Raw genomic sequence first — 19919 nt, 5'->3', positions numbered from 1 at the left:
ACTAACATCGATGAGTGAGTTTTCCATCGATTGGTGAGTACAGCGTCGGCCGTGGTCCCGGCAGAAATAAAGGCCTCGGCGCCACCGCGTAGATTTCTGTAGAGGATACGCGGGGCTCCGAGGCCTTTACTGTTGAGGTGCTAGGGATCTAGCGGAGAGTTGTGCTAGGAATCCTTAGAATTCTTGCGTGCGAAGCGGGTAGCTGCCACGCCACCGACCAGGAGTGCGAGAGCCGCACCGCCGAGGGCAGTCGCCTGAACACCAGTGACCGCTAGACCAGTGTTCTTGGTCCCGGTTTGCTTACCGTCATTCTTAGGGTCGTCGGGCTTGTCGCCTGGATTTTCCTCCCCAGGATTCTTGTCGTCCCCAGGCTGTTCGTCACCTGGGTTTTCATCATCACCCGGTGCGTCGTCGTCACCTGGGTTTTCATCATCACCCGGTGCGTCGTCGTCACCTGGGTTCTCATCGTCGCCAGGGTTCTCATCGTCGGAAGTTGGACAGTAGCCGTAGACTCCGGTTGCCGGGTCGATCTTGCTCATATCACGCGGGGAACCGTCGGGGCACGTTGCGGTGTCATCGACTCCCGGCGGAATTCCGTCATTCTCTGGGGCATCTTCATCAGGCTCCGGAGTTGGGCCGGAATCATCTGAAGTGCCACAAGCGCCGTAAGCTCCGGTTGCCGGGTCAATCTTGCTCATGTCACGCGGGGAACCGTCGGGACAGGTCTGGGTGTCCTCAACGCCCGGTGGGATGCCATCGTTCGATGAACCTCCTGGATCCGGGTTTGCAGCGTCATCTACACACTGGAAAGTACCGCCAACATTTTCAAAATGTTGACCGGCGGGGCATTCCGACGGAGCGGGGTCAGGAATCTGTGCGGTGGCGGCACCAACGCCGATGAGCATGCCGGCTGAAGCGGCAGCGGCCACCATGGTCGAAGAGAGCTTCTTCATTTGGAAACCTCACAATGCCTTAGGAAAGCCCTGCAATCAATGGGCTTAAGGGGGAACACTGTTCACGCTTTTGATTCTAATAACTAATTACAGTCTTTGGTGGCATGAGTTTGGGGAGGGGGTAAAGCAAAATTGTTGACTCGTCCAAACCCCAGTAAGGGAAAGTGGGAACTTATATTTACAACGCTGAGTGAGTACACCCGCTGTGATTGGAGCGTTTATAGAACTCGCCACTATCGGCTCGGTATGGGGCTTTTCTGTCTTCGCTAATGGATCCGAATCTTCTAATGTCTTATAGTTTTCGCTCATCCTCGCTAGCGAAGCGTGGTATCTGGTCGTGTCGGGGTGGCGAAAGGCGGGTGGGGCGTAGAGGTTTGGTAAAAAATCGGTGCCTGTGGGGTTTATGCTTCGAGCTAAAGGAGTTATGACTTTTCGGAGGTATGACGCACAAAAATGCTCCCGATGCTGAATTTGCATCAGGAGCATTTTATGTTTCGCTAGCGGGGTAGAACCCTAAGCTTCTTAGCGGTTCTTGCGGGCGATGCGGGTAGCGGCGACACCGCCGACCAGGAGAACCAGAGCGGCTCCGCCCAGGGTGGTGGCGTCAACGCCGGTGGCTGCTAGGCCAGTGCTCTGAGTGGAAGAAGCCTTCTTGGACTCAGAGCTATTCTGCTCAGACTTCTTGGAGTCTGAAACCTTCTTTACGTTCTCGGAAGAGGTCGTCTTCTTGGGCTCGGACGCCTTCTTCTCAGCCTTTTCCTTGGCCTTCTTCTCTTCCTTCGTGCACTTGTTTTCGTTCTTGCACTCAGTAGAGATCTTGATGTCAACGTTTACCTTGACATCCTTGCCGTCCTTACCTGGCTTACCGTCCTTGCCGTCTTTGCCCGGCTTGTCGGTATCCGGCTTGTCCGTGCCTGGCTTGTCGGTATCCGGCTTGTCAGTATCCGGCTTGTCCGTGCCTGGCTTGTCCGTGCCCGGCTTGTCAGTATCCGGCTTCGTCTCGTCCTTGACGCAGACACCGAAGACGTTGGGGTTGCCCGGGACTGGCTTGCTCATGTCGAAGTGCTCGCCCTCCGGACACCGCTTATCAGAAATGCCTGGGTTCCCGAGGTCGCCCGGCTGGGGCTCATTGTCACCCGGTGTTTCAGGCTTAGGAGCTTCCTGGTCTGCGACGCACTGGAAGGTTCCGCCGACGTTTTCAAAGTGCTGGCCGTCTGGGCACTTGTCTGGCATCGGGGCCGGAATTCCGTCAGTGGAATCCTGCTCAGGATGGTCTGCAACGCACTGGAAAGTGCCGTCGACGTTTTCGAAGTGCTGGCCGGCGGGGCGCTCGGTCGGCATTGGGTTCGGAATCTGTGCAGTAGCGATGCCTGCGCTTGCAATTATGCTGGCGGAGAAGGCGGCGGCGATAGCCGTAGTGAACTTCTTTATGAAAACCTCTCAAGGATTCAAACGGTCAGAGGTCAATGAATATGATTTCGCCGTTCATCCCTCATTGTGCACGGCGGAAAATAAAACCAGGACAACAGCGGTTAACTAGGTTCATGATTAACCATAAACCGGTTGATATATGAATGGCATTGGAGGTAGTTATAGGAATAGCTCCAGGTGCGCAGTGGCGCACTTCGACCTGCCGCAATGCTGCCGGTTTGCAATTTGACCGACACCATTTCGGGGGAAGTGTGCACTAAGGTCGCCCTTAGTGAAAGTTAGCTACTGGCGTTATTTGTCTGTTACTTAACTGGTGGTAGTTAGATTGTGTAAACGTTCTTTATGCAGTAGGGCAACCCTGTCTGGGGTCGTGCTTAATTATCACGTTAAAATAATGAATAGCAATTTAACGTTCCCGGGGGTAGGAGAAAGTCACCCTATTGCCGTTTTCTACTTCCCATTGGGCACACCCGAATTGGGGTGTTTAGGGTGGATGGGCTGCAATAGTTGTCGATAGGCGAAGCTGTAGATATGTGCCAAACGGAGTGTCCAGCGGGTACGGTAGAACAGTTAAGAAAAGACAAGGCAAAAGGGGAGCTGGAAACTTGTTTGAGTCTCTTTCCGATCGTTTGACGGGTGCCCTGCGGGGGCTGGGTGGGAAGGGTCGCCTGACTGAGGCGGATATTAACGCCACCGCCCGTGAGATTCGGCTGGCTCTTCTGGAAGCCGATGTCTCCCTCGAGGTTGTCCGTACCTTCATCAAGCGCATCAAGGAACGCGCTAACGAAATTATTGGCAGCCAGACGGTCAACCCGGCCAACCAAATCATTGAGGTTGTCAATGAGGAACTGATCAATATCCTCGGTGGCGAGACTCGACGTCTCAATATGTCGAAGCAGCCGCCGACAGTCATCATGCTGGCCGGTCTGCAGGGCGCTGGTAAGACCACCTTGGCCGGTAAGTTGGCCAAGTACCTCACGGATCAGGGGCACACCCCAGTTCTCGTTGCTTGTGACCTGCAGCGCCCAGGTGCGGTGCAGCAGCTGGAAATCGTGGCTGAGCGTGCAGGCGTGCCGTGCTTCGCGCCGTTCCCGGGAACCAGCCTCGATTCCACCCATGAAATGGGCACCAGCGAGGACAACCCGGTTGACGCCGCGTTCCGTGGCCTCGCTTATGCTCGCCAGCATCGCCACGATGTGGTGATTATCGATACCGCAGGTCGCCTTGGTATCGACGAGGTACTGATGAAGCAGGCCCGCGATATTCGCGATGCCATCAATCCGCATGAAGTTCTGTTTGTCATCGACTCCATGATTGGTCAGGACGCGGTAGAGACCGCCAAGGCCTTCCGAGACGGCGTTGACTTCACCGGCGTTGTCCTGACCAAGCTCGATGGCGACGCGCGCGGTGGCGCTGCTCTGTCTATCCGTGAGGTCACCGGTAAGCCGATTCTGTTCGCCTCCACGGGCGAGAAGTTGGAGGACTTTGACGTCTTCCACCCAGACCGCATGGCCAGCCGCATCCTGGGCATGGGTGACCTGAAGACGTTGGTTGAGGTCGCTTCCAAGGAAATCGATCATGAGCAGGCTGCAAAGTCCGCCCAGAAGATTGGTTCGGGCGAGTTGACTCTCGAGGACTTCCTCGAGCAGATGATGATGGTCCGCAAGATGGGCCCAATCGGCAACATCCTCAAGATGCTCCCCGGCGGCGCGGAAATGTCCAAGGCCGCGGAAATGGTCGATGAAAAGCAGCTTGACCGCATCGAGGCGATTATCCGCGGTATGACTCCGGAAGAGCGCGAGAATCCGAAGATTCTGAACGCTTCACGACGTCGTCGTATCGCCAACGGTTCCGGTGTGTCTGTTTCGGAGGTTAACCAGCTCATCGAACGCTTCAATGAGGCGCGGAAAATGATGGCGCAAATGGCCGGCCGATTTGGTATGGGTGGTGGTCGCCCATCGAACCGCAAGGCCAAGCGTGGTCGAAAGGGTAAGGGCAAGAATAAGCGCAAGGGCGCTAACCGGGGACCGACGCCGCCGAAGGCAATGCGCGGTGGCGGAATGCCCGGTATGCCTGGAATGCCGGGTATGCAGGGCATGCCGGGTATGCCTAGCATGGCTGAACTGCAGAAGCTGCAGAAGCAAATGGGTAACCAGCTGCCAGAAGGTATGGAGGACTTTGACCTCAACAATCTCGACTTCGGGAAGGGCAAGAAGTAGCAGGGACTAGAAGTAGCTAATCCCGCAAGGCCTTCTGAATCTGGCGGTCCATTTCAGGACTGAAAGTGGCCGCTAGTTCATCGGTGATGTGATTGCTGTCGCGGTAGACGTAGATATTGCCGATGACCTTACGGCAGGTGGTCGGACCGCAGAAGATGTCGGAAAAATCTAGACTGTGCCCGTTGGGGAAGTTCGCAAGAATCTCCTCAGCGGGATTTTCTGCATTTAGGGCAGTTTTGCGGTGGATAGTGCAGTCTTCTTCCGCTTCTTCGCACACGCTGGGGGAGAACTGACTCAAGTCCTCCCGTAGCGCCCACGGGTTATCGCGGATGGCGAAGAAATCAATTCCGCGTTCTTGTAGCGCAGCGAAAAACGAGACATAGCCATCCGGTGTGTAATCGCCCGGCTGCGGGGGGTCCGCCTGGAATAAGGGCCTGGTCGAAGTGGTGAAAACCATCTCTGGTTGAATCTCATCAATTTTCTGCAGAGCCTCGAAAGTCCAGGCCACGCAGACATCGCCGACTCCGTGGATTGGTTCTAAGGTCGCGGGACAGCCCTGTCGAAGGAGAACAACCACTCGGTACCCGTTGTTTTTGCCGTAGGCATCGATTGGGGCGAACCAGTGTTCCATGTGCGAGCCCCCGATGATGACGATCGATTCACTAGCATCCGGATCACCATAAACACACGGCTGGGTCTCATCGCGCCAACGGCGATTCGGTGGGAAGTATCCGACGTCCTCACCGCCTGTCGCAAGGCAGCCATCGAGGGCAGGTTCCGGCCAAAGGTCAGTGATGAAATCGGTATTCGGCTTTGTGGCTGCCTTGGGGACCTCGTACCCGTCGGTAAGCGCGAGTGCACCTGGATAGACTGCTGGATCTAGGCCGGTGGCGGAGGCGCGATCGACGCGTACCTGTTGCACGTTGACAAGGCTGGACATGCCGACCAATGCAATGACGACAACAGTGCCGACTACCGCTTGACGACGGGCCGGGCGACGATGCTTAATTGCGTGGATTGCATCGCCGACGACGGGCTGAGTCCGGGTCGGTCGGCGAGTCGATTGAGCCAGCGGCAGCTCGACATACTTGTTGGTGAGCTTGGCCAAAATGAAGGAAACGACGATCACTGCGGTGCCAAGCTTCAGTCCCGGAGTATCGCGGTTTAGGTAGTTTATGGCCAGGATGAGAAGAGGCCAGTGCCACAGGTAGAGCGCGTAGGCGCTCTGGCCTATCTCGCGCATTGGGCGGCTGGCCAGGAACTTGGAGATCCAACCCGCCTCGGGGCCAGCGATAATAATTAGCGCAGCACCTCCGAGGGGCCATAGCGTCCAAGGGCCTGGGAACTGTGCGGCGCCGTCGAAGATGAAACCGGTGGAGACCACCAGTGCGAGGCCGATACCTGCTAACAGCACTCGTAGAGGCTTGGGCATGGGGATGGAGCCCCGGACAAGAATCAGTCCGAGTAGTGCGCCGAGGCAGAGTTCCCAGAGGCGGCTGACAGTGGAGTAGTAGTTCCACCCCTGGTTCTCGGAGTGCATGTAGAAGGCATAGGCAAGCGAGCCGAGAGTGATAACTGTCAGCAACGGGGTGAGGATTCGGCGGAGTCTACCGCCAGTAGCGTCGGTACGCTTCGCCTCCACTGGTGAGGTGACAGTCCCGACAATCCGAGATGAGCGCGTCATCCAGGCGAGTAGGAAGATGAGCAAGATTGAGCCGAGGTAAAACTGACCCTGCACCGACATTGACCACAGGTGCTGCAGTGGGGAAGTTTCGCTCTCTGCGGCAGCGTAGTCCGAGCCCTGGAGTGCCAGTTCATAATTTTGGTAGTAGAGCAGGCTGGCGCGGAGTTGCTGGGCAATGTCGATGGTGCGAAGTGATGGAATGAAGTAAATGACAAACAGGGTTGTCGCAAAGAGGACCAGCACCAGTGTCGGGATTAGGCGACGCAGCGTGCGCCAGATGCTCCACCATGGATTGATGGACTGCCGGGGGTTGATGGCATTGCGGTACTGCGCGCCGAAGAAGAAAAACCCGGAGAGCAAGAGGAATACGTCCACACCACCGGAAACGCGGCCGACGTAAACGTGGAAAAGGACTACGAGGGCAATTGAAATGCCCCGTAGTCCGTCCAAGTCATACCTATACTGGGTGCCGGTGGTTTTCATAGAATGTTACGTTACCGCACTGTCAACGACGTCCAGCTTTAGTGGGTGTGCAGCGTTTCGAGTGCGCAGTTTTGTTAATTTCCAAAAACTGCTGGTAACATACCTCAAGTTGTCTCAATGAGAACCCTCAGCTGAGGCACGACTGCGAATTCATCGGATCCGGCCACGGCCGCCCGGTGGTCACGCGCAGTGTAAATATCCCAAGGGCAAAACCGGTCCGAGGCACTTCGGTAGTTATTACTCGTGAGCTCGGATGCATAAGTATTGTCCAGTGACATAGAAGAAAGAGGAAAACCTCATGGCAGTCAAGATTAAGCTGCAGCGCCTGGGTAAGATTCGTACCGCTCAGTACCGCGTTGTCGTTGCTGATGCTCGTACCCGTCGCAACGGTGCGGTTATCGAGAACCTGGGCATCTACCAGCCGAAGGAAGAGCCGTCGATCATCAAGATTGACTCCGAGCGCGTTCAGTACTGGCTGGGCGTCGGTGCACAGCCGACCGAGCCGGTTCTGGCTCTGCTGAAGGTCACCGGCGACTGGCAGAAGTTCAAGGGCCTCGAGGGTGCAGAGGGCACCCTGAAGGTTGCTGAGCCGAAGCCGACCAAGCTCGAGCTGTTCAACAAGGCTCTGGAAGAGGCCAACAACGGCCCGTCCGCTGAGGCCATCACCGCTAAGCGCCGCGAGGCCAAGGAAGCAGCTAAGGCTGCTAAGGAAGCTGAGGAGGCCGCAAAGGCTGCCGAGGCTGAGGCTGCTGAGTCCGAGGCTTCCGAGGACGCCGAGTAATAAGGACGCTGAGTACGCCGCTTAGCTAATCCGGGCGCTACCTTATACTTCAAGACGAAGTGTTAGGTGGCGCCTTTTTTGCTTTACGCGGGTGTTTTACAGAGCCTTTATAAGAGAGGGAGTGTGCGCGTGTCGGTAGCTGACATGGTGCTTATTGGCCGAGTAATTAAGCCCCACGGTGTACGCGGGGAAGTCGTCGTCGATGCGACAACGGATGACCCGGAAGGGCGTTTCGCAGTCGGGGCCACGCTGTTGGGTGTACAGGCCGGCCGTGAGGAACAGCTGACTGTTAAAGCGGCACGCCCGCACCAGGGGCGTTTGCTGGTTCGCTTCGAAGAGATTCCGGGTCGCAATGAGGCCGAGCGTCATCGGGGTATGAAGTTTTATGCCGAGCCCGTCTTCGAAGACGAGGACTTTTACGACTTTGAACTCGAAGGCCTGCGCGTTGTCCACAACGGCACCGATATCGGCGAGGTCACTTCTATTGTTCGTGCTCCCGCTCACCGTCTCCTTGAAGTCACGCTTGACGGCGGCGGCCGGGAGGTTCTTATCCCTCTGGTAGAGGAAATCGTTCCGGAAGTAGACCTTGAGAATTCTACCGTCACCATCACGCCACCGGAAGGACTGTTGGAGCTGTGAGCTTACGTCTCGATGTAGTCACAATCTTCCCGGAGTACCTCGAGCCACTGCGTCATGCGCTGCTGGGCAAGGCAATCGAACAGGACATTTTGAGCGTCGGAGTGCACAACCTGCGCGACTGGGCGACAGGTGTACACCAAGCCGTGGATGACTCGCCCTACGGCGGTGGCCCCGGCATGGTTATGAAGCCGGATGTCTGGGGTCCCGCCCTCGACGAGGTCGCGACGCTGAAAGCGGAGCAGTCGCTGACATCCGCTGTGCCACATTTGGACAATATCCGCCATGATCAAAAGCTGGGTTTGGCCGAGGAATCTTCCTATGCTGCAGCGGAAGTGCCGTCGTTAAGCGAAGAAGATTCAGCGAAGCCCCTGCTGATTGTCCCGACCCCGGCGGGCGAGCCGTTTACGCAGCAGATGGCGCAGGAGTTCTCACACGAGGAGCACATTGTGTTCGCGTGCGGGCGCTACGAGGGCATTGACCAGCGCGTTATTGATGATGCCGCTAATCGTTACCGCGTGCGTGAGGTCTCTATTGGGGACTATGTGCTGATCGGCGGGGAAGTAGCGGTGCTGGTGATTGCCGAGTCCGTCGTGCGGTTAATCCCAGGTGTGTTGGGCAACCGCAAGAGCCACGAGGAGGACTCTTTCTCTGACGGTCTGCTCGAAGGGCCGTCCTACACCAAGCCGCGCGAGTGGCGTGGACTGGAAGTGCCGGACGTTCTCCTCAGTGGCAATCACGCGCTGGTGGACCGTTGGCGGCGCGATCAGTCACTCATTCGCACGGCCGAGCGTCGTCCGGATTTGCTTGCCGACGTCGACCTCAGCGCCCGTGACCAGGAAACAATTCAAGAGGCCATTGGGGAAGTAACCGAGGAGAACTGCTAGTGGCACGTGTTCGAATTGCGCGACCCCGGCACGTCATTGGTTGGTTAGCTGTCCTCGGGGCACTGGCGTGGTTCACTCAAACGCAGCTGGCGGGGAGCGTAGATCAGTCGTTTGCGGGTTGGGTCAGTGACCTGCATGGGGCACGGGATGGCCGCGTCGATAGTTTGATGCTGACTTTGAGCGAGATTATCCGGCCGATTTACGTCGCGCCGGTCACACTTGTTGCTGCGGCACTCCTATGGTTCCGCTTCCGTGCGTGGGCGTTGCTACTGCCGGCGTCATTCGGTTCGTCGATTGCGGTGACTTATGCCATGAAGTGGTTTTTGGGCCGCGACCGACCGGGCGAGGAGTTCTCGCTGGTCAACCTGCACGATGCGGCGTTTCCTTCTGCACATGTGGCAGCGGTTACCTCCAGCGGCATGGCCGCGATGCAGCTGGCCATCCCCGTATTGCGGCGCACAGCCCGCAAGCTGCTCGACCTGGCCATCATCGCGCTTATCGGTGCTGTGGCACTGTCGCGCGTGTGGGTCGGGGCGCACTGGCTCACCGATGTTATCGGCGGCCTCATCGCCGGAGTTATCGGCTTAGCAGTTGCGCTGCTAGTTCTTAGGAGATGGCCACGAGCACGGCGCTACGCGCTGCCTTAGTCTCCTCGTAGAAGGCCACGAGTTCGCGGTACCGCTGTGTCGCAGTGGCTTCGTCGATAAGCGAACCGTTGTCTGTGATGCGGGCGTCTAAGTCGATGTTTGCCAGCGTCTGGTGCACGTCGCCGACGCGATCGGCGCGGATGACTGCAGACAGCGGCTTGCGGCAGACGCGGTCGGCGCCGAGGATGGCCTCCGCCAGCGGGTCGCCGAGCGCCTGGCCGTCGATGGGATTGCCGGTCAGGGTGCGCAGCAGGGACTCCCAGTCCGTGTCGATGTCCAGGGCGTCTTCGTCCGGAACGTCGACGAAGTGCTGCAGAATAATCTTCTCCGCGCCGTCGTTAACAAGCCCCGCCGTGCCGCCGTCGCTGGTCGCCGCAGGTGCTGCGACCTCAACTAACCGCGCTGCCTCCTCATCGGAAATGCGCAGGTATTCGGCACAGAGTTTCTGCTTCATGGGGCTCCTTTTCCGGTGTTAACTGCGAGCCTTCTGTGGGGCGTTCGCCAATTGGTACTTCCACGATAGTAAAGTTGCCCGGGTGATTTCATCAGTAATTGCCCGAGAACTCGCCGCCACTGGTGCGGACGTTGCCGAAAGTGCCGTCGCCGCCGCTATCAAGCTTCTCGACGAAGGCAACACCGTGCCTTTCATCGCCCGCTATCGCAAAGAAGTAACCGGCGGGCTCGATGACACACAGCTGCGTTTCATCGAGGAACGCGTCGTCTACCTGCGCGAACTAGAAGAGCGCAAGCAGACGATTCTCGCCGCCATCGAAGAGCAGGGAAAGCTTAACGACGACCTCAAGGCCGCCATCCTCGCCTGCGACACCAAGGCACGGTTGGAGGATCTCTACCTGCCGTACAAAAAGAAGCGCAAGACCAAGGCCGATATTGCGCGTGAGGCCGGGTACGAACCGCTGGTGGAGGAGCTACTGGCCGACCCCGCCGCGGACCCCGAGACTCTGGCCACTAAATACGGCGAGGCAGCTGGTAAGGATGCGAAGGACGCTCTGACCGGTGCCCGTGCCATTTTGGTCGATCGCTTCGCTACTGATGCTGATTTGGTTGGCTCTGTCCGTGAGCAGGTGTGGTCTTCTGGTTCCGCCGCCGCTGCCGTGGTGGAGGGCAAGGAGACTGCGGGCGCGAAGTACCGCGACTACTTCGAGCACAACGAACCGCTGGAGACCATGCCCAGCCACCGTGTGCTGGCCGTGCTGCGTGGAGAGGCCGAGGGCATCCTGACTCTCAACATCGATGCGGGTGAAGATGAGACCTACGAACACATGATTCGTGAGGCCTTTGAGCTTCCCGACGGCGGTGCCTCCAAGTGGATTGACCAGGCCGTTCGTTTCGGCTGGCGTACCAAGTTGGAAGTGTCCGCTGCCCTCGACGCCCGCACTCGACTGAAGGAGCGCGCTGAGGCTGAAGCCGTGGATGTCTTCGCCCGTAACCTGCGCGACCTGCTGCTGGCTGCCCCTGCTGGTCAGCGCGCCACTCTCGGCCTGGATCCGGGATACCGCAATGGTGTGAAGTGCGCCGTTGTCGACTCCACCGGCAAGGTGCTCGACACTGCCATCGTCTACCCGCACCAGCCGCGCAATGACTGGTCTGGCGTCAAGGAGCAGCTGGCCACTCTCTGTGCCACGCACCGCGTGGAGCTCATGGCTATCGGCAATGGCACCGCTTCCCGCGAGACCGAAACCCTGGCCCGCGAAATAGCCGATCTGATTGCTCAGGCCGGAGGCCAAAAGCCGACCCCTGTGGTGGTCTCTGAGGCCGGTGCTTCCGTGTACTCCGCATCGTCCCTGGCCGCAGCTGAGTTTCCGGACATGGATGTCTCTCTCCGCGGTGCTGTGTCGATTGCCCGCCGCCTGCAGGACCCGCTTGCCGAGCTCGTCAAAATCGATCCGAAGTCCATCGGCGTCGGGCAGTATCAGCACGACGTTTCCCAGACCAAGCTCGAGCACTCTCTCGATGCCGTGGTGGAGGACGCCGTGAATGCTGTCGGCGTGGAGGTCAACACCGCTTCCGCACCGCTGCTCGGTCGCGTTGCTGGCGTGTCCTCGACCGTTGCGGACAATATCGTCGCCTACCGAGACGAAAACGGCGCCTTCACCTCCCGCAAGGAACTGTTGAAGGTTCCGCGTCTCGGTCCCAAGGCCTTCGAGCAGTGCGCTGGCTTCCTGCGCATCCACGGTGCCACCAACCCGCTGGATGCCTCAGCTGTGCACCCGGAGTCCTACCGCGTCGTCGACGCCATCGCAGCGTCGGCTGGCGTCAGCGTCCAGGAGCTCATCGGCAACTCCCGCGTCCTGTCCAAGCTGCGCGCTGCAGACTTCGTCGACGAGTCCGCAGGTATCGGTCTGCCCACCGTCCAGGACATCTTGACTGAGTTGGACAAGCCTGGCCGCGATCCGCGTCCCGAGTTCGTCACCGCCACCTTCAAGGAAGGCGTGGAGAAGGTCTCCGATCTTCAGCCCGGTATGATTCTCGAGGGCACCGTCACCAACGTCGCGGCCTTCGGCGCCTTCGTCGACGTCGGAGTCCACCAGGACGGTCTCGTCCACGTCTCCAACATGGCCCGCGGTTTCGTCTCCGACCCACACGAGGTCGTCCGCTCGGGCGAGGTGGTCAAGGTAAAGGTTCTCGACGTTGACGTCGAACGCAATCGCATCGGTCTATCGCTCAGGCTTGACGACGACGCCTCGGATGCCAAGCCAAAGCGTGGCGGCGGTCGCCGTGAAGGTCGTGGTGATGGTCGTCGTGGTGATGGTCACGGCAAGGGGCGCAAGCGCGGTTACCAGAACAAGAAGCAGGGCGGTTCCATGGCCGACGCGCTGCGCAGGGCAGGCTTTTAGCGCTTGATCTGTTAGCGCATAGCCTGTTAGCGCATAGCGTCGATGCGGCTGTTAATCTCTCCCGCGACAGTCGCAGCCATTCCATCCGGTACGACGATGGTGTAGTTGGAGCCTGAGGTCTCAATCTTGACGGCCTCGCCCGACCGGGCCGCAACGCTGATGCGACCGTCATTGCCGAGGCGAAGGCCAATACCGCCACCATCGGCCCAGTTATATTTCCCCGGTGCCGCGTACTTAACGGTTCGAAGCTCGATGCGGTGCTTCATCTTCAATGGTCCGCAACCGTTAAAAATAGTGATGGAATCTGTCTTTGGGGCGGTATCTAGTGTCATGCCGGTCTCATATGCAATGAGGAATAGCGGCGTGCACAGCAAGAAAATAATGCCGAGGCTTGGCAGGAACACTGCGAGCGCTACAGACACCACGCACCAGACTGCAAGGGCGACCTTGACCCCCTTAGAGATGGTCACACTGACATCGATGGGAGTTGGGTCTCCTTCTCGATGGGGCAACTGTGGCGATGTCGGCTCGGTGACCGTGGCGTCGGTAAGCGAGGAGTAGTCCTTGAGGCGGCGCGTCACGAATAGGGCAGCTGCTAGGCCGATGACGTCACCGGCGATTGCATAAATCCAGCCGATTCGGGCGGTCGTCGGATCCGTCGTGTCGAGTTGCGGGATGATAATCGCGAATTCAATGCCGATTAAGAAGCCGCAGAGGGCGAGATTGGTTATTGCAATTGGCTTGCGTACGACAAGCGGCGTTCTGGTCTTGGCGCCGAGCCAACCGATCTGTGCACATGCGATGACGATGATGGCCATAATCAAGGTGCTTTGAATCGGCGGCATGAAACCGTTGGGGGTGTCGCTGCCGCTCCAGTGCGTTGCTATTTGTTCCGGTAGCCGATCGGAAATAGCAATCACCCATAGAAGCTGTGCAGTGGCCAGTGCACACGGGGCGATGATTGTTCCTCGAACAATCCAGGGGTCAAAGCGTGGAATCTGTGGCATGGAGACAATCTATCAGTGGGGGGATGCTTTGTGGCGACGGTCGGCGGCGGTCGGCGACGGTCGGCGGCGGTCGTTATTGGCGTGCTGTATCAGCGTGATGTTCTAGCGCGCCGTCTTAGCGTGCGCGGCCTGTCGCAAGAATATGCACCTCGCGACAATCAATATCTCACTCGAAAAGACGAGCGAAAAAGTTTCACCAAAAGGGTTGCATAATCGAACGAGAGTGCTAAAATGGTGCTATCAAGAACAAAAGTACTTGAGCTTCTCTTCTTGGCGTTGGGCTAGTGATATTCACTGGTCGCCGACACCGAGTGGGGTTGGGGCTTTGGGGGAACAATGTCTGAAAAAGGTAGTCCGGCCAAACAACCGTCCGATGTTTACCAAGCGGCTCTGCTGCCTGAAGCGCCGCAGTTTTTCCACGAGTCATCCACGAACCAGTTGGCGGTGGCGGGCATCCAACGCAACCGCTTGGAGCTGGGTATAGCTTGCGGTTGCACGCCGAAGTCGCTTGAGGTTGATGTGGATGCATACATTGCTGAAATCGCGCCCGAGTTGGGTATTTCCCGCGGTAAAGCGCTCGAGTATGTAGAGGTCGGCATTCAGTTAGCGCGCATGCCCCGGCTGGGTGCTTTCGTCAAGGCTCGTGCGCACTTACCTTTTCGGCATCTGCTCACTATCGCTCGCGCGACAGCGCCGCTCCATGATCCAGAGGTGCGCGCAGCTGTTGAAGAAGAAAATGCCCGCTTTGTCATTCCTCGCAGGCAAGGTGAAGTTCTCCGGGGAGTTCGCAGCCTGCATAAGTTCCTGCAACGGGTTATCGAAGAAATTGAACCTCAGCTTCGCCCCAAAAACCTTCCGGGTGATGTTGATCCGCTGCTTCCCGCAGGAGAACGCGAAATAGTAGGAGAGAGCATCGGTTTTGAAGACGGCGACAACTTCGCGGAAGTTTTTATGGAGCTGGAAAAGACCCGCGCTCTCGAATTTAAAGCCACTCTCCAAGCTATTTCCACCTCGGCGGGCTGTACTCGCGTCGAAGCTCTGACGCATCTCATCCGTGGTACCGCCGAAGCAAAGATTGTTCTCAACCTGTACTGTCCCGCCACAGAAGAACGCCCTCGCACTGCCTGGCTCGGTGGCGTGGGGTGGATCTCGCAGTTGGCAACGCAGGCGTGGATTGACAAGGTTACGCATATCCGCTTGCTTGCCGACGAATCCGCTGAGGGCTACGCGCCAACCGAAAGTCAGAGGGCCTTCGTTAAGGGTCGGGACGGCACGTGTCGTTTCCCAGGCTGTGATGTGCCTGCGGAGCTCTGCGACATTGACCATATTGAGCCGTATGACAAAGAGCGCCCAGCCGAGGGCGGGGCAACGGAAACGCCGAACCTCCACTGCCTCTGCCGCCGACATCACAACATGAAAACGGCTGGTCTGTGGAATGTTGCACGTGATCGAGATGGGGTGGAACTGTGGACGTCGTCAAGCACGGGCAAAAAGGCGGTGAGCCTGGAAGATGGGCCGCTCGCCGGGCACGGACGCTACACCTTTGACAAGCGGGGATTGCGGATAACGCAGGCACTGGAAGAATATAACCAGTACCGCCAAGAGCTGATTGAACAATCGCAGAAGCTGGTCGAGGAAGCGCGCAAGGGTGAAGACACCGACACTCCCGACACGCCTGACATCGACACGCCTGACACCGAAGAACCGCCCAACGCGAATGAGTTTGGTTTCTGACCAGGGGGTGTGTAATAATTTCCAGGTTGTCTTTATAGGCAGCTTTACCTGTTTCGGGCATGAACCGGCCGAGCGTCCCTCTGTGGGAAAGCGCCGCCAGGGTCCTCTGTCTATGCAAAAAGTAAAGGAATAAGTTTCCATGAACATTCTTGACAAGGTTGATGCAGCATACCTGCGCGACGACATTCCGGAGTTCCGCGCTGGAGACACCGTCGAGGTCGACGTAAAGATTGTTGAAGGTAAGACCGAGCGTGTTCAGGTCTTCAAGGGCGTCGTTATCCGCCGCCAGGGCGGTGGCGTCCGCGAGACCTTCACCGTCCGCAAGGTATCCTTCGGTATCGCTGTTGAGCGTACCTTCCCGGTGCACTCCCCGAACATCGACGAGATTCGCGTTGTCTTCAAGGGCGACGTTCGCCGTGCGAAGCTGTACTACCTGCGCAACCTGCGCGGTAAGGCTGCACGCATCAAGGAGCGCCGCTAGTTTTTCGGCGCAAAATAATCCCCATCGAGTGTTGAGCTCGGTGGGGATTTTTCTATCGCGTATAGTCTTTTCCCATGACCGACGACGATTCGCGCGAACAGACTGACGGCCAAAAAGAAGACCGTACTGAAGGCTTGAAAGGCTTCCGGAAACTTGACGAGGAGCCTGAAAAACACACTCCGTGGTACATCGAGATTCCAATCATTATCGTGATTGCCCTGCTCATAAGTGCCGGTGTGCAGTCCTTTATCGGCCGCGTCTACGTGATTCCATCCGAGTCGATGCAGCCGACGCTCAACGGATGTGTTGGGTGCACCGGTGACCGCATTTGGGTGGATAAGGTTTCCTACCAGTTCTCAGATCCCAAGCCCGGCGATGTTGTCGTCTTTAATGGCCCGGAGTCCTGGAATAGTAACTACGTGTCACAGCGTTCTACTAACCCGGTGGCGAACTCGCTGCAGACGGTTGGATCCTGGATTGGCCTTGTCGCCCCGGATGAAAATGCGTTGGTCAAGCGTGTGATTGCCACCGGCGGGCAGACTGTGCAGTGCCGGCCAGGAGATCCCGGCATCATGGTCGACGGCAAGATGACAGACCAGGATTTCATTAAAACTCCGGCAGACAAGCCGGTGGTGGATAATCTTGGCTCAGAGCAGTGTGGTGGTCCTTACTTCGGGCCGGTAACAGTGCCGGAGGGGCATCTGTGGGTCATGGGTGATAACCGCACCAACTCCGCGGACTCTCGCTATCACATGGGTGACGAGCTGCAGGGTACTGTGCCGCTGGATAACGTCGTCGGCAAGGTGCAGGCAATCATTCTGCCGTTTAACCGAATCGGTGGCGTCGATGATCCGGACATCCAGCACAACTAAATCCAGCACAACTAGTCAGCACAGTCTGCTCGCGCCGCCGGCGCCGAAACTGCGGAGGTTGAAGCAGTCGCGCACGATGGAGGTCGCGCTGGCAAAGCGCGGCTTTGGGCCTGTAGCTGGGGTCGACGAGGCTGGCCGTGGCGCCTGTGCAGGCCCGATAGTTATCGCCGCCTGCTGCCTTCCCGAACGCCCCATCGCAGAGCTGGATAAGCTCACGGATTCTAAAAAGCTCACGCCAGCCGCACGCGAACGGCTCTTTCCGCTCATCCAACGCTTCGCCACCTCTTTTTGCGTGACGACGATCCCCGCGTCTTACATCGACCAATTCGGCATCCAGGACGCGAATGTCACTGGAATGCGCCGCGCGGTAGCCGGGTTGGGGCAGCGCCCTGGCTACGTGCTTACCGACGCACTCAAGGTGTCCGGCTTCACGGCACCCTATTTGCCCGTGATTGGCGGTGATTCCGCTTGCCGATGTATTGCTGCTGCGAGTGTCTTAGCCAAAGTCACCCGCGACCGCATTATGGTTGACCTATCGGAGAAGTATCCGGACTATGGTCTGGCGGGGCATAAGGGCTACGGCACGGCATCGCATATGGAAGCGATTTCACGCCATGGCGCAACCCCGGAACATCGGTGGTCATACCGCAATGTGCGCTTGGCGCACGCGGAGTATCTTGAGCACAACGAATAGACCAACATGTACAAAAAGAGCAACATGTAAACACTCGAAGGAGCCGTCGCGGTCGTGAGCGCAGAAGATCTAGAAAACTACGAGGCCGACGTTGAACTATCCCTGTACAAGGAGTTCCGCGATGTCGTTAGTCAGTTTTCGTACGTTGTTGAGACGGAGCGCAGGTTCTACCTTGCCAACGCTGTGGAGCTAATCCCGCACAACAGCGAAAACGAGGTCTACTTCGAGCTGCGGATGTCGGACGCCTGGGTGTGGGATGTCCACCGCCCGGCGCGGTTTGTCCGCTACGTGCGCGTCATCACTTTCAAGGACGTCAATATCGAGGAACTGGATAAGCCTGACCTTCGACTGCCGTAGATTTTATAGCTTTTCATCTCTTGGTATGGCTAGCTGTTAACAGTTATCCACAGTCGAAAAATAATCCACAGTTAGTGCCTTCCGAGCATCCATCGGAAGGCCTTTGTCATGCCCGCTGTGCAAGAGTGTTTCCGAACTGCCAAGGCGGCAAAAGTCTAGGCAGTAAACAGCCTAGGCACAATTCAACGGGGAACCAGGGGGACCGGGGGCTATGACACAGAACTTTGAAGAACTGACAACGAGACAGCTCGGCGCGTTTGGGGAGGATTTCGTCGCTGAGATGTTGGAGGATCAGGGGTGGGAAATTATTGCTCGGAATGAGCGCGTCGGACGCTATGAACTTGATCTTATTGCTGAAGACGTCGACGGCAGGCTGCATTTTGTGGAAGTAAAAACACGGCGCAGCTCGCGAAGTAGTCAGTTTGGGGACGGCAGAGAGGCCGTCACGGCAGCAAAGCTTCGTCATTTGTACAAGGCAGCGGCGCAGTGGCGGTCAGAAAGCTCTACCTACTGGTTGGAGTCCGTAGTTATCGACTGCGCAGAAGTCACAGTGTCCAGTCCTTCGTCCGGTCCTCCAGTCGTAGCGGTTACGTACATTCCCGCAATCTGCGACGCGGCGACTATGTGGGACTGCTAGATGACTGTCGGTACAGCTCTCGCAGTCAGCCTCAGCGGCATTGAGGGAACTATTGTGCAGGTCGAAGCCGACGTTGGGCGTGGCTTGCCGGGAATGTATATCGGTGGGCTCGGCGATGCCGCCGTCGGGGAAGCCAAGCATCGCGTGCGCACGGCGGTTGCTAACTCGCAGCTGCCCTGGCCGAAAACAAAAGTCGTGGTTAGTCTGTCGCCGGCGCATATCCGCAAACACGGCACTAGCTTTGACCTCGCCATCGTCTGCGCCATCCTAATCGCAACCAGGGATGACATGGAGGCTCGCGGTCGTCTCCGCCACACGGTGCTCATTGGCGAACTCGGGCTCGACGGTTCCATTCGCCCGGTGCGTGGAGTTCTGCCGCAAGTCCTTGCCGCCCGCGAGGCCGGTGCCCGTTGGGTCGTCGTGCCCGCCGCTAACGCTGCAGAGGCCGCGCTTGTCGACGGCATTGCCGTCTGCACCGCAGCCGACCTCACACAGCTATGGGGCTGGGTACTCACCGGATCAGGTTTGACGACCGCGCTTAACGACGACCCCAGCGAACAAGCCTTCTCAGTAGACCTAGCCGATGTCGATGGCCAACCTGAGGCCCGCTTCGCCCTCGAGGTAGCGGCAGCAGGTGGGCACAATCTGTTCATGCAGGGTTCTCCGGGAACTGGAAAGTCCATGCTCGCTGAGCGCTTGCCCACAATCCTGCCGCCATTGCAGAAGTGGCAGCAGCTCGAGGTCACCGCGCTGCATTCGGTGGCCGGAGCGCTCGATATTACGGACACTCTTGTCCAACATCCACCGTTTGTGGCACCGCATCACAGCGCGACTGTGGCAGCGCTAGTCGGCGGCGGTGCTGTGCCCAAACCCGGCGCGATTAGCCTTGCCCACCATGGGGTGCTCTTCTTGGACGAAATCACCCTCATGCGCCCGGCGGTATTGGATGCGTTGCGGATGCCGATGGAAAACGGGGTGGTCGTCCACCTGCGTACGCACCATCGAGTGACCTTTCCGGCGAGAACACAACTAGTCATGGCGACTAATCCGTGTCGGTGCGGGGCGGCGTATGCCAGCGAATGCACCTGCTCTAGTAGCGAGCGAGCCAAGCATGGTCGCGCATTATCGGGCCCGCTACGCGATCGCATGGACCTCAACGTCACGCTCAGTCCTGCCGGAGCCAAGCTGGGCATTGAAAACAAAACAAACAATGAGCCCTCCGCAGCCGTTCGTGATCGAGTACAGGCCGCACGTGACCGTGCCTGCCACCGATGGCAGGCCCTGGGGCTTGCCGAAGAAGCAGCCGTCACCAACGCGAGTGTGCCACGCTCGCTTCTCCGTCGTCACGCGGGACTGGACGAAGAGGCGATGGCGTTGTTGGACTTTCAGTTGAGGAACGGAGAGATTACCCAGCGGGGAGTGGACAGAGTAATCGCAGTGGCGTGGACGCTCGCAGATCTCGAGGGGGTCGACGCGTTTACCTTCGAGCATGTGCAACGCGCCTGCCAACTGCACGCCCGCGAGGGCGGCTAATTCAACGAGCGGCTAATACAACCGAACC

At 58.2% G+C, this 19919-nt stretch carries 18 protein-coding genes; 13 read left to right on the top strand and 5 right to left on the bottom strand.

Features of this window, described 5'->3' with window-relative positions; genetic code table 11:
• Positions 1-164 precede the first annotated feature (164 nt).
• On the bottom strand, positions 165-953 hold the full coding sequence (locus HMPREF2708_RS06955; RefSeq protein WP_070833646.1) for an intestinal mucin: 789 nt from the start codon (positions 951-953) through the stop codon (positions 165-167).
• 522 nt (positions 954-1475) lie between these two features.
• On the bottom strand, positions 1476-2294 hold the full coding sequence (locus HMPREF2708_RS06950) for a hypothetical protein (protein ID WP_070833645.1): 819 nt from the start codon (positions 2292-2294) through the stop codon (positions 1476-1478).
• A gap of 695 nt (positions 2295-2989) precedes the next feature.
• Here HMPREF2708_RS06950 and ffh point away from each other — a divergent pair.
• Positions 2990-4603, top strand: coding sequence for a signal recognition particle protein (gene ffh, locus HMPREF2708_RS06945; RefSeq protein ID WP_070833644.1), 1614 nt, complete (start codon positions 2990-2992; stop codon positions 4601-4603).
• Between the two features lie 16 nt (positions 4604-4619).
• Here the strand turns inward: ffh and HMPREF2708_RS06940 are convergent, their stop codons facing one another.
• On the bottom strand, positions 4620-6770 hold the full coding sequence (locus HMPREF2708_RS06940) for an acyltransferase family protein (RefSeq protein ID WP_070833643.1): 2151 nt from the start codon (positions 6768-6770) through the stop codon (positions 4620-4622).
• Between the two features lie 298 nt (positions 6771-7068).
• On the opposite strand from HMPREF2708_RS06940, the gene rpsP reads away from it, so the two are divergent.
• From rpsP to HMPREF2708_RS06920, 4 genes are all read left to right on the top strand, one after another.
• On the top strand, positions 7069-7551 hold the full coding sequence (rpsP, locus tag HMPREF2708_RS06935; protein ID WP_038628648.1) for a 30S ribosomal protein S16: 483 nt from the start codon (positions 7069-7071) through the stop codon (positions 7549-7551).
• A gap of 144 nt (positions 7552-7695) precedes the next feature.
• Entirely contained in the window at positions 7696-8190 is a 495-nt protein-coding gene (rimM, locus tag HMPREF2708_RS06930) for a ribosome maturation factor RimM (protein WP_070833910.1), read from the top strand.
• Positions 8187-9074: a tRNA (guanosine(37)-N1)-methyltransferase TrmD gene (gene trmD / locus HMPREF2708_RS06925; RefSeq protein ID WP_070833642.1), complete on the top strand. Its 888-nt coding sequence runs from the start codon at positions 8187-8189 to the stop codon at positions 9072-9074. Before rimM ends, trmD begins: the two co-directional genes overlap by 4 nt.
• Complete coding sequence (locus HMPREF2708_RS06920) at positions 9074-9721, top strand: phosphatase PAP2 family protein (protein WP_070833641.1); 648 nt, start codon at positions 9074-9076, stop codon at positions 9719-9721. Before trmD ends, HMPREF2708_RS06920 begins: the two co-directional genes overlap by 1 nt.
• Here the strand turns inward: HMPREF2708_RS06920 and HMPREF2708_RS06915 are convergent.
• Positions 9681-10175, bottom strand: coding sequence for a DUF1877 family protein (locus tag HMPREF2708_RS06915; protein WP_070833640.1), 495 nt, complete (start codon positions 10173-10175; stop codon positions 9681-9683). The genes HMPREF2708_RS06920 and HMPREF2708_RS06915 overlap by 41 nt on opposite strands.
• Positions 10176-10257: 82 nt before the next feature.
• Between HMPREF2708_RS06915 and HMPREF2708_RS06910 the strand changes: the two genes are divergently transcribed.
• Positions 10258-12576 carry a Tex family protein gene (locus HMPREF2708_RS06910; RefSeq protein WP_070833639.1) on the top strand — a complete coding sequence of 773 codons (2319 nt, stop codon included), beginning with the start codon at positions 10258-10260 and terminating at the stop codon, positions 12574-12576.
• A 26-nt stretch (positions 12577-12602) separates the two neighbouring features.
• On the opposite strand, the gene HMPREF2708_RS06905 is transcribed toward HMPREF2708_RS06910, so the two are convergent.
• Positions 12603-13583, bottom strand: a complete 981-nt coding sequence (locus HMPREF2708_RS06905; protein ID WP_070833638.1) for a DUF1648 domain-containing protein — start codon at positions 13581-13583, stop codon at positions 12603-12605.
• 336 nt (positions 13584-13919) lie between these two features.
• Between HMPREF2708_RS06905 and HMPREF2708_RS06900 the strand changes: the two genes are divergently transcribed.
• The 7 genes from HMPREF2708_RS06900 to HMPREF2708_RS06870 all read left to right on the top strand — a co-directional run bounded on the left by HMPREF2708_RS06900 (position 13920) and on the right by HMPREF2708_RS06870 (position 19891).
• Positions 13920-15317, top strand: a complete 1398-nt coding sequence (locus HMPREF2708_RS06900) for an HNH endonuclease signature motif containing protein (RefSeq protein ID WP_070833637.1) — start codon at positions 13920-13922, stop codon at positions 15315-15317.
• A 139-nt stretch (positions 15318-15456) separates the two neighbouring features.
• Positions 15457-15798: a 50S ribosomal protein L19 gene (gene rplS, locus HMPREF2708_RS06895; RefSeq protein WP_048735522.1), complete on the top strand. Its 342-nt coding sequence runs from the start codon at positions 15457-15459 to the stop codon at positions 15796-15798.
• A 74-nt stretch (positions 15799-15872) separates the two neighbouring features.
• The gene (gene lepB / locus HMPREF2708_RS06890; protein WP_048735525.1) at positions 15873-16670 is read left to right on the top strand and encodes a signal peptidase I; all 798 of its coding nucleotides are present in this window, start codon (positions 15873-15875) and stop codon (positions 16668-16670) included.
• Between the two features lie 49 nt (positions 16671-16719).
• A complete protein-coding gene (locus tag HMPREF2708_RS06885) occupies positions 16720-17364 on the top strand; it encodes a ribonuclease HII (RefSeq protein WP_083321908.1) in 645 nt (214 codons plus the stop codon).
• 54 nt (positions 17365-17418) lie between these two features.
• Positions 17419-17721: a DUF2469 domain-containing protein gene (locus HMPREF2708_RS06880; RefSeq protein WP_005509529.1), complete on the top strand. Its 303-nt coding sequence runs from the start codon at positions 17419-17421 to the stop codon at positions 17719-17721.
• A 211-nt stretch (positions 17722-17932) separates the two neighbouring features.
• The gene (locus HMPREF2708_RS06875; protein ID WP_070833635.1) at positions 17933-18358 is read left to right on the top strand and encodes a YraN family protein; all 426 of its coding nucleotides are present in this window, start codon (positions 17933-17935) and stop codon (positions 18356-18358) included.
• Complete coding sequence (locus HMPREF2708_RS06870) at positions 18359-19891, top strand: YifB family Mg chelatase-like AAA ATPase (RefSeq protein ID WP_070833634.1); 1533 nt, start codon at positions 18359-18361, stop codon at positions 19889-19891.
• The last annotated feature ends 28 nt before the right edge of the window (positions 19892-19919 follow it).

This window comes from Corynebacterium sp. HMSC073H12 (assembly GCF_001837775.1).
Taxonomy (GTDB): domain Bacteria; phylum Actinomycetota; class Actinomycetes; order Mycobacteriales; family Mycobacteriaceae; genus Corynebacterium; species Corynebacterium amycolatum.
Note: the sequence above shows the minus strand (reverse complement) of the source record. Positions and strands in the feature narration are given on the sequence as shown.